Genomic DNA, 15,660 nt, shown 5'->3' on the forward strand with positions numbered 1-15,660 from the left:
CGCCGAGCCGGTGCCGGTGATCCCGCGATGGCGGTGGTCACGGCGTCCGAGCCGGCCTGGACACCTCCTGGTGGGCGCCGTCCGGGCGTAGTTCGATGTGGTCCGGGGCCAGGTCGACCGCCACGCGGTGTTCCATGCCCAGGGCCTCCAGGAACTTCGGGGGGAGCTGGACGCGCCCGGAGCGGTCGAGGACGACGTACTCGCGTTCGCTGATGGATTCCTCGCCGTGCTCGTCGGTGACCAGGCGGCGCAGGACCTCGCTGCTGGTGCGGCCGTCGCGGATCGCCACCGTACGGCGGACCTCGCCCGCCACCATCGGGTCGTGCGTCACGATGACCACCGTCACGCCGAGTTCCTTGTTCACCGTCCGGAAGGTCTCGAAGACCGATGCGGCCGTCTCCGAGTCCAGTTCGCCCGTGGGTTCGTCGGCGAGCAGCACCTTGGGGTCGTTCGCCATCGCCACGGCGATCGCGACGCGCTGTTGCTGGCCGCCGGACAGTTCCGCCGGGCGGCGGTGCGCCAGGTCGCCGATCCCGAGGGCCTCCAGGATGTCCCCGACCCTGGCCGCGCGGCGTGTGCCCGCGCCGCGGCGGGGGCTGTCGCCCTTCAGCTGCATCGGCAGGGCGACGTTCTGGGCGGCCGTCAGGAACGGCAGCAGGTTGCGGGCCGTCTGCTGGAAGACGAACCCGACCGCTTCGCGCCGGTAGCGCAGCCGGTCCCGCGCCGACAGTTCCAGCAGGTCGTAGCCGGCGACCGCCGCGCTGCCGGCCGTGGGGACGTCCAGGCCGGCCAGGATGTTCAGGAGGGTGGACTTGCCGCTGCCGGAGGCGCCGACGAGGGCCATCAGGTCGCCCTGCTCGACCGTCAGCTCCAGCCCCTGGAGGGCCTGTACCTCGATGCCGTCCTGGCTGAAGATCCGCACCAGACGGTCGCAGGCGATCGCGGCGTCGGCCGCCGGGGTGCGCGGCTCGGCGGCGGCCGTCGCCCGGCGGCGCAGCTCCTCGTACGTCGGCTGGTCGGTGTTCAACGCTGGTCTCCCGCTCTCAACTCGGTGGTGATCTGCCGTCGCCCGGATGTCGCCGCCTCTGCGCACACAGCCGCGGCGACCAGGGCGGCCAGGCCCAGGGCCTGGGTCAGTACGGGCCCCGCCGTCAGCTGCACGCCGTCCGGCACGTGCGCGCCGACCAGCGTGGACAGGTCCATCGCCGGGCCCAGCAGGGCCACGGCGGCCGCCGCCACCAGGGCCCCGCCCAGCGTCGCGGCCAGGGTCTGCGGGAGGGTCTCGGCGAGGATCAGCGCCACGCCCTGCCTGCGGCGCAGCCCCATGGTGCGCAGCCGGGCCAGCAGCGCCGCGCGTTCGGGGACGGTCCGCACCAGCGTCAGCAGGACGGCCAGCAGGGCGAAGCCCGCCGCTGCGGCCATGGAGGCCCAGAAGAGGCGCTGTGCGGAGCGCTGCAGCGGATCGGCGCCCAGTGCGGTGACGGCCTCGGCGCTGGTGTGCACGGGGTACGACTCGTCGAGCGGGGCCGGGCCCGCGGAGGAACCGGAACCCGGGATCGGGGCCGGCGCCGGGGCCGGAGTCCCGGACGGCGCCGGGAGCTTGGAGCGGACCAGCTCGCGCAGCCGGTCGCCGTCGACGTCACCGAGGCCGAGCCACCGGTTCGGGTGGTCGGCGCCGCCCATGAGGGCCGTGGCGGCGCCTGTCGGCAGGACGACGGTCGCGGCGTCCCGCGCCGGATGGGCCGGGGTGCAGTCGACCATGCCCGCGACCCGTACCTTCAGCTCCCCGCCGTCGCCGGGCTGCACCGTGTACGTGCCGCCCTTCTCTGCCTGCCTCGCCAGGCTCGCGCTGAACAGCGCCGGCACCGGGGCATCGGCAGAGGGCGCAGCGCCGGTGGCCAGCAGGGCGGGGTCGAAGGATCCGCAGCCGAGGACCCGGGACAGCTCCGCGTACGTGGCCGGCTCGGCGACGATCACGGTGACCTGACTGGATCTCACGGTGGTGCCGTGCAGGGAGGAGTCGTGGTCGATCCACAGCGGCACGGACGTCCGTACGCCCGGCAGCTCGCCCGCGGCCTTCGCGAGCCCCGCCGGGAGCGGGGACTTCCCGAATGCGGAGATCGCCGCGTCGCCCCCGACGGTCAGCCGGGCCACCCCCAGCCGGGAGGAGTCCACCGACTGCAGCACGGCGGCGCCGAATCCCCCCGTGGTGATGGCGACGAGCAGCGCGACCATGGGCAGGACGGAGGGGCCGGTGCGGCCGCGGGCCTGCCCGCCGGTCGTCGCCTGGCCGCGGGCGGCCCGCGCGAGCCCCAGGAAGCCGACCAGTCCGGAGCTGCGGCCGGCCGCCCGGGCGAGCCATCCGGTGACCACAGGCTGGATCCGGGCCAGCAGCAGCCCCCCGCACAGGGCGAGCAGCAGCGGGGCCGCGATCAGCAGCGGGTCGAGGTCGCTGCCGGGCGGGGCGACTCCGCGGCGGCGGACCTCCACCACGGCGGCGACGGTGGCGACGAGGACGAGGAGTTCGGCCACGGGCCTGCGCCACCGCCCGGCCGGGCGTGCCGGGGACAGCAGTACGGCCGCCCGTACGGGGAAGGCCAGCAGGGTGAGCAGGGTGACGGCCGCGGCCGAGAGCAGTGCGGGCGCGAGCCGGGGGGTGGGCAGCAGCAGGACGGCGAGCGCGGTGGCGGCCGCGGCCGCCGGGAGTACGGTGACGGCGCCCTCGCCGAGGAGCCGGCCGACGATGGCGGCGCGCGAGCCGCCGCGCGCGAGCAGCAGCCGCAGTTCGGCGTCGCGGCGGTCGGCCGCGAGTGCGCCGGCCAGGCACAGGACGACGAAGGCGACGCCGCCGACCCCGGCGGGTCCGATCGCGGCGAGCGGCGCCGCGGCCTGGGTACGGGCGCGGGCTTCTTCGAACCGTTCGGGCAGCCATGAGGTGGTGTGCAGCCGTGCGCGGCCGGTCTCGCGGGCGAGGGTGGCGGCGGTGGGCCCGGCGATGTACGAGGCGATGTCCTTCCTCGTCGCGTCGAGCCGGTCGGCCCGCAGCCGGCCGATGTCCACCGGCAGCCGCCAGAAATCCTCGGCGGTGCGGCTCCAGGTACTCATCCGGTCGAGGTCCCCGGTGCCGACGAGGGCGTCGACGTCCCAGGCGAGGCTCTCGTTGTAGTAGTGCTCGCAGGCGCGGGCGAGGCACCCCAGGTTGTCCGTCCAGAAGTCGTCGGTCTCGTCGAGGACGGTGTAGAGGCCGACGACCTCGACGGACGGTGTGCCGTCGACCCGGGACTCGCTCTTCAGGACGGATCCGACGCGGGCGCCGAGGGTCGCGGCGGCCTTCTGCGAGAGGGCGACCTGCAGGGGCGCCATCTCCCCGGGGACGGTCTGCGCGGGGGCCGTGGGTGTGCTGCTCGGCCAGTGCCCCTCCGCCAGCTTCACGTGGGCTTCCGCCTGGCGGACGTGCAGGAGGTTCATGCTGGGCGGGAGGCCGGAGGGCCGGGCGAGTTCGGGATTCAGCAGCAGCTGCCGCTTGGTGGTGCGCGCGCCGTGGACCGTCTTCTCCGGGTCCACGCGGAAGGTGGATCCGGTCGGCCCGAGCAGTTTCTCCAGCGTGGCGTCCAGGGCCTGGGCGCTCTGCCCGCTGTCCGGGGAGGGCGCGGTCACCTGCAGGCTGGTGTTGCCGGCCGCGCTGCGTTCCAGGAAGGACCGCAGGGCCTGGTCGGCGCCCCGGTCCTGGGCCCGCGGCAGCGCGGCGGCCAGCAGAACGGCGACGAAGGCCAGCGCGGCGCCGAGCAGGGTGCCCAGTGGCGCCGCCCGCAGCCGGGTCCTCACCCACGGCGCGGGCCGCGGCGCGGTGGACGAGGGCGCGGTCGCGGACGCCGGGGCGGACGAGGGCGGGGTGGCGGACGGCGGGGTGGTCACATCTCCTCCACGGGACGCAGCCGGGCGGCGATGTCGCGGCCCCGGGGGCCGCTGAGTGCGGCCGACAGCAAGGGGACGGCTGCGATGGCGGCGACCGTGAGCACGGTCTGCCAGAACGGCATGTCCACTTGTACGGGCGGGAACGGCCGCCCGGCGGCGGGTGTCAGCACGACCAGGGGCGCCATCAGATGGACGAGGGCGACACCCAGCCCGGCCCCGACCGCGGACCCGATGACGATCAGCACCCCGCCCTCGGCGGCGGAGGCGAGAGCCAGCGAGCGGCGCGGGGTGCCGAGTGCGAGCAGGACCGAGAACTCCCGTCCGCGTACGCGTCGTTCGGCGGCGGTGGAGGTCGCGAAACCGATGGCAGCCAGGACCGCGCAGGCGGCGGCGAGGGCGGCCAGGGCACTCTGCGGGCCGGCGCTCAGCGGGTCGTCCAGCAGCTGCTCGGTGATCTCCTCGCGCAGTTGCACGCGCTCGATCCGGGCGCCTTCGCGCAGCTTGTCCGCCGCGCGGGCCGGGACCGGGTCGGCGGCCGATTCGGCGGGCAGCCACCACTCGGTGGGCGAGGCCGGTTGCTGGCCGACCGACTCCAGCAGGAACCGGCCGAGCACGTGCAGGTCGACGGCGAGGGCCGAGCGGCCGGCCACGGGGAGGGAGTCCACGGAGCCGGTGATCCGCATCGGGATACTGGCGCCGTCCAGCGTGACGGGGACCGTGTCGCCCACGGAGGCGCCCAGGGACCGCAGGTAGCGGGTGGTGGCGACCGCGGGGACGGCGGTGGGGGCCGGCGCGGCGGGCGCCGGGAACACCACGGTGGTGACGCCCTGCAGGGTGCCGAAACCGCCCCAGTAGCGCAGCCGCAGCAGGTCCGTGGAGCCGGCCGGGACCGGGATCGGTTCGGGGGCCCTCTTGGCGCTCGCCCCCTGCGGGAGCGAGGTCCGCCAGCCGGCGGCGTCAGCGGGTGCGGTGACGCCCGTGGCGGCGCCGCCCGCGGTGTCGGAGACGCCGATCCGGCGCACGGTCAGTTCGCTGCCGTCGCCCGGATTGTCGCCGTCGCCGGCGTACGAGAGGCGTATCCCCGCCAGGGTGAGCGGGGTGGCCGCCGATCCGACCGGGGCGCCGGTCAGCGCGTCGAGGAGGAAGGGGAGGGTGACGTCGCCGCCCTGGGGCAGGGTGACCGAGGCCGTCCCGTACGTCACCCCGAACCGGTCGCGCAGCAGCAGGCTCACGGCGGCCCAGCTCGTACCGGACGACCGGACCGACACGTCCAGGTCGATCCGGCGCGGGGAGCCGGGCAGGGCGACACCGGGGCTCGCGGGGGCGGCCGCGGCGCCCGGGCCGCCGGCGGCGAGCGGGGTGAACAGCTCGCGCATGCCGTGCCCGCCGCGCAGGTCCGCGCGCAGCGGGACCCGTTCGGCCGCCTTGACGGCGTCCAGCGCGACGATGTCGGCGGGATTCCCGTTCGGCAGCTTCTGCTCCCGGCGTACCACCGGTACGAGGCGGTCGCCGCCGGGCAGGGCCGCGTAGCGTCCGCCCTGCCCCATCGGGGACATGCTGCTTCCGGAGATCCGCAGTCCGCCCGCGGTCGCGAAGTCGGCCTGATCACGCTGGGACGCCGACCAGCCGGTGTGCTGGCCGAGCGCCAGGATGCCGCTGGCGACGGCGAGGACGAGCAGCAGCACGGGCCCGGCGGCCCGGCCGGGCCGTCGGGCGAGCTGCCAGCCGAACAGGGCGGGGCCCAGGCTCCGGCCGCGCGCCGCCAGCCGTCCCCCGGCCCGTGCCGCGAACGGCAGCAGGCGCAGGACCAGCAGCGTGCCCCCGCACAGGGCCAGGGCGGGAGCGACGACCAGGACCGGGTCGACACCGAGCCCGCCGCCTGCGGAGGCGCCTGACGCGGGGGCCTCCGTGCCGCCGTACTGCGAGAGCTGCTGGTAGCCGAGGACGGCGAGGACCACGACGGCCAGGTCGAGGCCGGAGCGGGCGGCTCCCGTCACCAGCGCCTGGCGCCTGCCCACGCGGCGCAGTACGGCGGCAGAGGCTCCGCGCAGGACGGAGGGCAGGGTCGTCAGCAGGACGCAGGCCAGGGCGCAGCCGATGGCGACCGGCCAGACCAGCCAGGTGTCCGGGATCTCCAGGTGGACCCGCCCGAGCGGTCCGAACCGGCCGAACAGGCGCAGCAGGGGCGGTGTGAGCAGGGGTGCCAGGACGGCCGCGGGCAGGGCGAGCAGCAGGGACTCGGTCGCGGTGAGCGCGCCGAGGCGGCGGCGGGAGGCGCCGCGCGCGGTGAGCAGGACCCGTTCCGGTTCCTGGCGGACGGTCAGGATGTGGGCGACGAGGAGAAGGGCGGCAGTCGACAGGACGGCGAGCTGGAGCGCGCCCATCAGCAGGGTGGAGCGGGCGACGACCGTGCCGGCGCTCAGCTCGGCCAGGAGTTTGGGCAGTTCGGTGGCGGTCCGCAGCGAGTCGGCCCGTTCGAGGGCGGCGCTCGCGGGGTCGGTCGCGGTCCGGACGGCCTCGGCCTCGGCGGCGCGGACCGTGCGCAGGTCCGGGGTGAGCAGCGTGAGGCGGTGGTTCTGCGGGATGCCGCCGGTGGTGAAGGCGCTGTCGTCCACCAGGAGCGGGCCGTAGATGGCGAAGGTGTCGGCCTGGACCTCGCGGCCGCCGAGGGGGTCGAGCCGCCAGTACGCGGCGTCCGGGTCGGCGGCCCGGTAGATGCCGGTGACCAGCACAGTCAGCGGTGCCCCGCCGAACCGGTCGTCCAGCCGGACCGGTGCGGGCAGCGCGGACTCGGCCAGGCCGAGGCGGGCGAGCGCGGCGCGCGGCACGGCCACCTCGGTCGGCGCGGCCGGGGCGCCGCCGGCCGGGGGCGCGGCGACCGGCGCGGGCCAGGCACCGGCGAGCAGTTGTACGTGGTCCTTGCCGAAGGCGGCGAGCAGGGTCAGGTCGGCGTCACGGCCGGAGGCGGCGACACCGGGCAGTCCGTACGAGCGGCTGCGGGCCACGCTCTCGGATGCCACCGGGAGCCGCCCGAACACCTCGTCCGCGAAGGCCCGTACGGACGCGTCGTCCTTGGCACGGGAGTCGGCGGGATGGCCGCTGGTGATCACGACGGTGGTCCGGGACTGTGCCGTCCCGGTCAGGGCCCGCCGGAGCCCTTCCTCGCCCACGCCACGGGTGAATGCCGTCAGCGCGGTCAGTGTGGTCGCGGTGATCAGTACGGTGAGCAGCACGGCGACGGCGAGCGGCCATCGCCCGCGCAGTCGGCGCACGACGAAGCCGAGCACGTGTGGTAATCCTCCCCCGTCCGGACCATCAGTACCGGATAGCGGACGATGCTCTCAGATGTGATCGATAGAGGGAAGGGGCTTGCGTGATTGGTGCGACAGATGCGCAAATGCGATCAGAAAGCTGCAGCGACAGACGGTGCGGGACGAGGGGCCGGGCGCCCCGCGCGGACAACTCGACGGGGGAACGGACACGATGAGGGATCATCAGGCGACGGCGACAGCGACGGTCGCGACGCGGACCGGGCGCCACGGCGACGGCTCTGCGATCGTGGTCGTCGACGACGTGCACCACAGCTTCGGCAGCGGATCTCAGGCCGTCCACGCCCTGCGCGGCGTGTCCTTCGAGGTCCGCCGCGGCGAACTCACCGCCCTCCGGGGCCGGTCGGGCTCCGGCAAGACCACCCTGCTGAACCTCGTCGGCGGCCTCGACACCCCGACCGGCGGCCGGATCACCCTCGACGGCACCGACCTGGCGACCCTCGACGAGCCGGGCCTGCTCGCCCTGCGCCGCGACCGCATCGGCTTCGTCTTCCAGTCCTTCGGCCTGATACCCGTCCTGACCGCGGCCGAGAACGTCGGCGTCCCGATGCGGCTGCGGCGCGTGCCCGCCAAGGTGCGCGAGGAGCGCGCCCGGACCCTGCTGGCCCTGGTCGGGCTCGCGGACCACGCCGAACAGCGGCCCGGCGAACTCTCCGGCGGCCAGCAGCAGCGCGTGGCGGTGGCCCGTGCCCTGGCCAACGACCCGGACCTGATCATCGCGGACGAGCCGACGGGCCAGCTCGACTCGGAGACCGGCCGCTCGGTCATGGAACTGCTGCGCGCGGTGGTGCGCAGCGAGTCGGTGACCATCCTCGTCGCCACCCACGACCCCAACCTGATCGAACTCGCCGACCGGGTCGTGGAACTGCGCGACGGCCGCATCGTCGATACCGGTGCGTGACCGGAGCACATCCGTACGTGACGTCCGCGAGCGGCCGCGGGGCGTTGACCAGCAGCGACCGGGTGGGTACCCGGAGCGCACGGCCGGCGTCGTCCCGGAGCGGTCCGGGAGGATCGACCATACGATGGGCGGGAACCGGCGCGGGCGGCTCGCCGGGCCGCCCGCCCAGAGCACTCGGGGTGGAGACGACGTATGGCACAGGCCGCCGACACCGCGCGGACCGTCATCCTGACCGTGGACGACGACCCGGGAGTCTCCCGGGCCATCGCCCGTGACCTGCGGCGCCGCTACGGCGCCGAGTACCGGATCGTGCGCGCCGAGACCGGCGACTCCGCGATGGAGGCGCTGCGCGAGCTGAAGCTGCGCGGGGACCTGGTGGCGGTGATCCTCGCCGACTACCGGATGCCGCAGATGAACGGCATCGAGTTCCTGGAACAGGCCCTCCAGGTGTATCCCGGTGCGCGGCGCGTGCTGCTGACCGCGTACGCCGACACCAACGCGGCCATCGACGCGATCAATGTCGTCGACCTCGACCACTACCTGCTCAAGCCCTGGGACCCGCCGGAGGAGAAGCTCTACCCGGTCGTGGACGACCTGCTCACGGCCTGGCGCACCAGCGACTACCGTCCGGTGCCCGCGACGAAGGTGGTCGGGCACCGCTGGTCGGCACGCTCCTCGGACGTGCGGGAGTTCCTGGCCCGCAACCAGGTGCCGTACCGCTGGTACTCCTCCGACGAACCGGAGGGGCGGCGGCTGCTGGAGGCGGCCGGGGCCGACGGGCAGCGGCTGCCGCTGGTCATCACGCCCGAGGGCACCGCGCTGATCGAACCGGAGGCGCCCGAACTGGCCTCCCACGTGGGGCTCGCGACGACGCCGGCGGCCGACTTCTACGACCTCGTCGTCATCGGCGGCGGCCCGGCCGGCCTCGGCTCCGCGGTGTACGGGGCCTCCGAGGGGCTGCGTACCGTGCTGGTCGAGCGGTCGGCGACGGGCGGACAGGCCGGTCAGAGCTCCCGCATCGAGAACTACCTCGGATTCCCGGACGGCGTGTCGGGTGCCCAGCTCACGGAGCGGGCCCGCCGCCAGGCCGGCCGGTTCGGCGCCGAGATCCTCACGGCGCGTGAGGTCACCGGGCTGGAGGTCAACGGCGCCGCGCGCGTCGTCCGCTTCTCGGACGGCTCGGCGATCGCCGCCCACAGCGTCATCCTGGCGACCGGTGTGTCGTACCGGCAGCTCCACGCGCCGGGCTGCGACCAGCTGACCGGCTGCGGGGTGTACTACGGCTCCTCGCTCACCGAGGCGGCCTCCTGCCAGGGGCAGGACGTGTACATCGTCGGCGGCGCCAACTCGGCCGGGCAGGCGGCCATGTACCTGGCGAGGGGCGCCAAGTCCGTGACGCTGCTGGTACGCGGGGAGTCCCTGACGGCGTCGATGTCGTACTACCTGATCCAGCAGATCGAGGAGACGCCGAGCATCACCGTCCGTACCCGGACCGTCGTCGAGGCGGCGCACGGCGAGGGGCACCTGGAGCAGCTGACGCTGCGGGACGTGGACGGCGGAGGGAGCGAACTCGTCGACGCGCAGTGGATGTTCGTGTTCATCGGCGCGGCCCCGCTGACCGACTGGCTGGACGGAACGGTGCTGCGCGACGACCACGGCTTCATCCTGACCGGGCCGGACCTGACGCCGGACGGGCGGCCTCCGGCCGAGTGGGAACTGGACCGGCCGCCCTACCACCTGGAGACCAACATCCCCGGCGTGTTCGTGGCGGGCGACGCGCGCGCCCAGTCCGCGAAGCGCGTGGCGTCCGCCGTCGGAGAGGGAGCCATGGCCGTGATGCTCGTCCACCGGTACCTGGAGCAGTCATGAGCGGGCAGGTCATGCCGTGCAGCCCGCAGGATATCGCCTCGCTGTTCCTGTTCGAGAAGCTCGCCCCGGAGCAGCTCGGGCGGCTGTGCGCCGAGGGGCGGGTGGAGCGCTTCGAAGCCGGCCCGGTGTACACCGAGGGCGACCCGGCCACCTGCTTCTACGTGATGATCGAGGGCACCGTCGTACTGTCGCGCCGGGTCGGCGGCGACGACGTCGAGGTGAGCCGCACCTCGCAGCGCGGTGTGTACGCGGGGGCCATGCAGGCATACCTGGGCGACCAGGTGCCGCAGACGTACACCAACTCGATGCGGGTGACCGAGCCGACCCGGTTCTTCGTGCTGCCCGCGCAGTCGTTCTCGGACATCATGCAGGAGTGGTTCCCGATGGCGGCGCACCTGCTGGAGGGGCTGTTCTTCGGCTCCAAGAACACCCAGCGGGCCATCGGCCAGCGCGAACGGCTGCTGGCGCTCGGGTCCTTGTCCGCCGGCCTCACCCATGAGCTCAACAACCCGGCGGCGGCTGCCGTCCGGGCCACGGCGACCCTGCGGGAACGGGTCGGCAAGATGCGGCACAAGCTGGCCCACATCTCCCAGGGCCAGTACTCGCGCGAGACGATCGCCGACCTCATCGAGATCCAGGAGCGCACCGTCGAACGCGTCGCGAAGGCGACGGCGCTCAGTCCGCTGGAGGCCTCCGACCGGGAGGACGAGCTCGCCGACTGGCTGGACGACCACGGCATCGCGGAGGGCTGGCGGCTCGCGCCGACCTTCGTGCAGGCCGGGCTGGACACGGACTGGCTGGAGCAGGTCGCGGCGACCGTGGCCGAGGAGATCCTGCCGTCGGCGATCGGCTGGCTCAACTACACGGTCGAGACCGAGCTGCTGATGGACGAGATCGACGACTCCACCACCCGCATCTCCCACCTGGTGGACGCGGCCAAGCAGTACTCGCAGCTCGACCGCGCCCCGTACCGGGTCGTCGACGTCCACGAACTCCTCGACAGCACCCTGCTGATGCTGTCCGGCAAGTTCGGCTCCGGGGTACGGGTCGTGAAGGACTACGACCGCTCCCTGCCGGAGGTGTCCGCCTACCCGGCGGAGCTCAACCAGGTGTGGACCAACCTCATCGACAACGCCGTGTTCGCCATCGGGAGCACCGGCGGCGAGGGCACGCTGACGGTCCGAACGGCCCGCGAGGGCGACCGGCTGCTGGTGGAGTTCCGCGACACCGGGCCCGGCATCCCGGCGGACATCCGCAGCCGCATCTTCGATCCCTTCTTCACCACCAAGCCGGTCGGCGAGGGCACCGGTCTGGGCCTGGACATCTCCTGGCGGATCGTCGTGAACAAGCACCACGGCAGCCTCCAGGTCGAATCCGCCCCGGGTGACACCCGCTTCCAGGTACTGCTGCCACTGACCGCCCCGGCCCCCGATACCGATACCGGATCCGCGACCGAGACCGCGACCGAGAGCGCTGAGGAGCCCGTATGAGCGAGATCGAGGGAATCGACCCGAGCGCCGCGCCCACCGGCACCGGCTGCGCCGAGTGCGACGAGCTGGGCGGCTGGTGGTTCCACCTGCGGCGCTGCGCCCAGTGCGGCCACATCGGCTGCTGCGACTCCTCCCCGGCCCAGCACGCCACCGCCCACTGGAAGTCCTCCGGCCACCCCTTGGTGCAGAGCTTCGAGCCGGGCGAGGAGTGGTTCTGGAACTACGCAACGGACGCCCTGTACGACTCCGGCCCCGAGCTGGCCGCTCCGCGCGATCACCCGGCGGAGCAGCCGGTCCCGGGCCCGGCCGGCCGGGTACCCGAGGACTGGACCCTGCACCTGCACCGCTGATCGCCGTGACCCCGCCATGGCCGCCGGCCATGGCGGCCCGGCTACCGCCGCCCGGCCGTGGGCGGCGTCCACACCGTGCCGCGGGCCTCGTATTCGAGCATGGCCTCCACGCCGGTCGCCGCGTCGGCACCCAGTTCCCGGCGTACGAGCCACAGGGCGAGGTCCAGCCCGCTGGTGATGCCACCCGCGGTAACCAGGTCTTCGTCGTCCACCACACGGGCGTTCTTCAGGAGGCCGCCCTGTTTCTCCAGGTCGGGGCGCGCCTTGTGGTGGGTGGTGCAGGGGCGTCCCGTGGTCAGCCCGGCGGCGGCCAGCAGCATGGTGCCCGTGCAGACGGCGCTGACGGTGAGGCCGGGGCGGACGGCCGCGGCCAGTTTCCCCGGGAGGACGCCGCTGCGGATCTCCGCCCATACTCCGGGGCGGTCGCGGCGCGCGTATCCGCCGCCGGGCACGAGGAGGATGTCCGCGGTGCGCGGGGCCCAGGCGTGCCCCACGTTCACCTGCGTGCCGTAGGCGGCGCGTACGACGCCGGGCCCGGAGGCGCTGACGTAGCGGACCTCGACCTCCCGGTCGGTGAAGAACTGGGCGGCCGCGAAGACCTCGTAGGGCGCGGCGAAGTCGAGCTCCTCGACGCCGTCGTACATGACGACGTGCACGCGTAAGGGCCCCGCCTGCTTGCCGGCGGCTCGCGGTTCGGCCGCCGCGGCCACCCCGGCGGCACCTCCCCACGCGGCGGCGGCGCCGACGGCGACCTGGGCCCGGAGCACGTTCCTGCGGTTCATCCGTTGGTTCCTTCCGATCGCCCGGCCGATACGCCGCTCTACGACAGGGGTCGCAGCCGCCGGAGGCCGGGTTCCCGGGGCCGGCTGTGGCAGGCGCCACACCTCCGGCAGGGCGATCGACGAATGCCGTGGGTCCCCGGCACCCGCTACTGCCCGAAGGTGCCGTGCCGGCCCGCCCCGGCCGCGAACCTGCCCGCTCCGGCCTGGGTCTCACCCGCGGTCAGTGGCACCAGGCCGTGCCGGAACTCCCCCTCCAGCGCTTCCTCCTCGGCCTGCCCGTGCTGTTCCAGGACGGACAACCGGTCGTGGCGCAGGCAGATCTGGGGGAACCCGGCGATCTCGCGGGCCAGTTCCTCCGCGGCCGCCCGCGACCGGCCCGTGGGGACGACGCGGTTGGCCAGCCCGATCGCATGCGCTTCGGCCGCCGGGACCGGACGGCCCGTCAGGATCAGGTCCATGGCCCGGCTCTCGCCGATCAGGCGGGGCAGCCGCACCGTCCCGCCGTCGATCAGGGGGACGCCCCAGCGGCGGCAGAACACACCGAACACCGCGTCCTCCTCCACGACCCGCAGATCGCACCAGAGCGCCAGCTCCATGCCGCCCGCCACCGCGTGCCCCGCGACGGCCGCGATCATGGGCTTGCCCAGCCGCATCCGGGTCGGCCCCATGGGTCCGTCGCCGGTGGCGAGCACCTGGTTGCCGCGGTCGGTACCGATGGCCTTGAGGTCCGCGCCCGCGCAGAACGTTCCGCCCTCGCCCCAGAGCACGGCGACGGCCGCGTCCTCGTCGGCCTCGAATTCCCGGAACGCACCGGCCAGTTGGGCCGCCGTCGGTCCGTCCACGGCGTTGCGTGCCGCCGGCCTGCTCAGGATCACCGTGTACACGGGGCCGTCCCGCTCCACCCGCACCGAGGCCTGCTCGTCCGCCATGCCCGCTCCCCTCCTGCTCGCCGGCCTCCATTGTGGGGGCGGGGAGGCCGCTGCGCGCGGGACTCCCCCGGACGCTCAGCCCTGCCCGCCCGCGGCGGGATCGGAACCGGGGAGGCTCGTCGGGCCACCCGGTGTCACGAGCGCCGTCTCGTACGCGAAGACGACGACCTGGGCGCGGCTGGAGAGCCCGAGCTTGGCCATCGCGCGGTTGAGGTGCGTCTTCACGGTGGCTTCGCTGATGAAGAGCTGCCGGGCGACTTCCGTGTTCGTCGCGCCCGTGGCCACGAGACGCAGGACATCGCGCTCACGGCCGGTCACGGTGTGCCAGTCCGGGGCGATGGCCCCCGGCGGTGTCGGCCCGGGGTGGTACGCCTCGATCAGGCGCCGGGTGACGGTCGGCGCGAAGAGCATGTCGCCCGAGGCGACGGTATGGATGGCGGCGACCAGGCGCTCGGGAGGCGTTTCCTTGAGCAGGAACCCGCAGGCGCCCGCGCGCAGGGCGTTGTAGACGTATTCGTCGAGGTCGAAGGTGGTCAGCACCAGGATCCTCGGCGGTGTGCCGCCCGTGTCACCCGCGCGGCGGAGGATGCGCTGCGTCGCGGTGATTCCGTCGGTGCCCGGCATCCGGAGGTCCATGAGGACGACATCGGGTGCGGTGGCCTCGGCCAGCCGGACGGCTTCTTCCCCGTCGCACGCCTCGCCGGCCACGGACAGCCCTGGCGCGGCGTTCAGCAGGGACACCAGTCCGGCACGGATGAGCAGTTGATCGTCGACCACCAGTACCGTGGGCATCGGGGAATTCGGTCCTCATCCGATAGGGACGTCCCCGGTGCCCGGGGCCGGGAGACCCCCCGGCCGGTCACTGGTGGTGGGCGCCGGAAGGGTGAGCCGTACCTCGAATCCGCCGAGGGCGCGGGGGCCGGCGGTGACCGACCCGCCGTAGATCTTCGCGCGCTCCCTCATGCCGATCAAGCCGTGACCAGGTGACATCTCCCTGTTTGGCTGGAAGTTGCCGCCTTGCTCGTTCGTCACGCACACCACGACGGTGCGGCGTTCGTAACGGATCGTCACGGCCGCCCGGGTCGGTCCCGCGTGCTTGAGCACATTCGTCAGCGCCTCCTGGACCACTCGGTACACGCACAGCGCCATGCCCTGCGGAAGCCGGATCGGGGATCCCGTGATCTCCAAGGTGACCTCGGCCCCCGCACCCCGTACCCGCTCCAGCAGCCGGTCCAGAAGGTCGAGCCCGGGGGCCGGGGCGTAGGCTGCGCCGTCCTCCTCCGTTCCGTCGCGCTGTCCGTCGCGCTGTCCGTCCCGCGCTCCTTCCTGGCCGACGCGAAGGAGTACGAGCATCCGGCGCATCTCCTCCAGCGCTTCCCTGCTGGTGTCGGCGATGGTGTCCAGGGCCCGCCGGCTCGCCGCCGGGTCCGTGGGGAACACGTACGAGGCCATGCCCGCCTGGAGCGAGATCACCGACATGTGGTGTGCGACCACGTCGTGCAGTTCCCGCGCGATGCGCACCCGCTCCTCCGTGAGGGCCTGGCGCGCGTTCTCCTCCTGCTGTCTGCGCAGTTGGGAGGTCAGTTCGGCGAACTGCCTGTTCCGTTCGGCGAGTGCTCCCGAGCCGCGACCGACGACGAGGACGACGGCCGGGAACAGGACCGCCTGGGCGAGGACGGTCGGCATGGAGCTGTGGTCGATGTTGCCGATCCCGGCGTACACCCACACCCCCGCCACGACGGCCGCGCACACGAGTGCGGTTCGGGGGCGACGGGTCGCCGCCACCGTGTACAGGCCCAGGAGAGAGGGCATCGAATTGACCACCGGCCAGTACCCGCAGGCGATGAACACGGTCCACAAGGCACTGCTGGCGCCGAACACCACGACGGGCGCGAGGCGGCGGGCCACCACGACCAGACCCACCAGAGTGGTCAGGACCGCCCCCAGGCCGTCCACGGACCGCCATCCGGCCGGCGGCTGCTCCTGCCCCAGCAACAGCCCGGCGCCGACGTAGCCCAGCGCGAGCAACGAGTCGACCACCAGCGGCCGGTACCTTCCCCCGAGCCCGTCGAGGAATCCCGATCCAGCGTGCATC

11 protein-coding genes are annotated in these 15,660 nt (G+C 73.9%); 4 read left to right on the plus strand and 7 right to left on the minus strand.

All coding sequences use genetic code 11. From position 1 onward, the window contains the following. Nucleotides 1-37: 37 nt before the first annotated feature. From ACZ573_RS09790 to ACZ573_RS09800, 3 genes are read right to left on the minus strand one after another with little or no spacing between them, the layout of a single operon-like run. Nucleotides 38-1,027, minus strand: a complete 990-nt coding sequence (locus tag ACZ573_RS09790) for an ABC transporter ATP-binding protein (protein ID WP_471301460.1) — start codon at nt 1,025-1,027, stop codon at nt 38-40. Then, complete coding sequence (locus ACZ573_RS09795) at nt 1,024-3,915, minus strand: hypothetical protein (RefSeq protein ID WP_471301463.1); 2,892 nt, start codon at nt 3,913-3,915, stop codon at nt 1,024-1,026. The genes ACZ573_RS09790 and ACZ573_RS09795 overlap by 4 nt, the downstream gene beginning before the upstream one ends. Then, nucleotides 3,912-7,202 carry an FtsX-like permease family protein gene (locus ACZ573_RS09800; protein ID WP_471301466.1) on the minus strand — a complete coding sequence of 1,097 codons (3,291 nt, stop codon included), beginning with the start codon at nt 7,200-7,202 and terminating at the stop codon, nt 3,912-3,914. The genes ACZ573_RS09795 and ACZ573_RS09800 overlap by 4 nt, the downstream gene beginning before the upstream one ends. A 196-nt stretch (nt 7,203-7,398) precedes the next feature. Between ACZ573_RS09800 and ACZ573_RS09805 the strand changes: the two genes are divergently transcribed. The 4 genes from ACZ573_RS09805 (at nt 7,399) to ACZ573_RS09820 (ending at nt 11,854) form a co-directional block, all read left to right on the plus strand. Beyond that, entirely contained in the window at nt 7,399-8,145 is a 747-nt protein-coding gene (locus ACZ573_RS09805) for an ABC transporter ATP-binding protein (protein WP_471301469.1), read from the plus strand. A 192-nt stretch (nt 8,146-8,337) separates the two neighbouring features. Beyond that, a complete protein-coding gene (locus tag ACZ573_RS09810) occupies nt 8,338-10,014 on the plus strand; it encodes an NAD(P)/FAD-dependent oxidoreductase (RefSeq protein ID WP_471301472.1) in 1,677 nt (558 codons plus the stop codon). Continuing rightward, the gene (locus ACZ573_RS09815) at nt 10,011-11,504 is read left to right on the plus strand and encodes an ATP-binding protein (protein WP_471301475.1); all 1,494 of its coding nucleotides are present in this window, start codon (nt 10,011-10,013) and stop codon (nt 11,502-11,504) included. Before ACZ573_RS09810 ends, ACZ573_RS09815 begins: the two co-directional genes overlap by 4 nt. Then, a complete protein-coding gene (locus ACZ573_RS09820; protein ID WP_471301478.1) occupies nt 11,501-11,854 on the plus strand; it encodes a UBP-type zinc finger domain-containing protein in 354 nt (117 codons plus the stop codon). Before ACZ573_RS09815 ends, ACZ573_RS09820 begins: the two co-directional genes overlap by 4 nt. A 41-nt stretch (nt 11,855-11,895) precedes the next feature. Here ACZ573_RS09820 and ACZ573_RS09825 read toward each other — a convergent pair whose 3' ends face one another. The 4 genes from ACZ573_RS09825 to ACZ573_RS09840 form a co-directional block, all read right to left on the minus strand. Further along, nucleotides 11,896-12,636: a DJ-1/PfpI family protein gene (locus ACZ573_RS09825; RefSeq protein ID WP_471301481.1), complete on the minus strand. Its 741-nt coding sequence runs from the start codon at nt 12,634-12,636 to the stop codon at nt 11,896-11,898. A gap of 146 nt (nt 12,637-12,782) precedes the next feature. Beyond that, nucleotides 12,783-13,565, minus strand: a complete 783-nt coding sequence (locus tag ACZ573_RS09830; RefSeq protein WP_471301483.1) for a crotonase/enoyl-CoA hydratase family protein — start codon at nt 13,563-13,565, stop codon at nt 12,783-12,785. 75 nt (nt 13,566-13,640) lie between these two features. Beyond that, nucleotides 13,641-14,357, minus strand: coding sequence for a response regulator (locus ACZ573_RS09835; RefSeq protein ID WP_471301485.1), 717 nt, complete (start codon nt 14,355-14,357; stop codon nt 13,641-13,643). Nucleotides 14,358-14,372: 15 nt separating this feature from the next. Beyond that, nucleotides 14,373-15,659, minus strand: a complete 1,287-nt coding sequence (locus ACZ573_RS09840; protein WP_471301488.1) for a sensor histidine kinase — start codon at nt 15,657-15,659, stop codon at nt 14,373-14,375. Nucleotide 15,660 lies beyond the last annotated feature (1 nt).

The sequence above is a fragment of the Streptomyces sp. NPDC040545 genome (assembly GCF_055595065.1).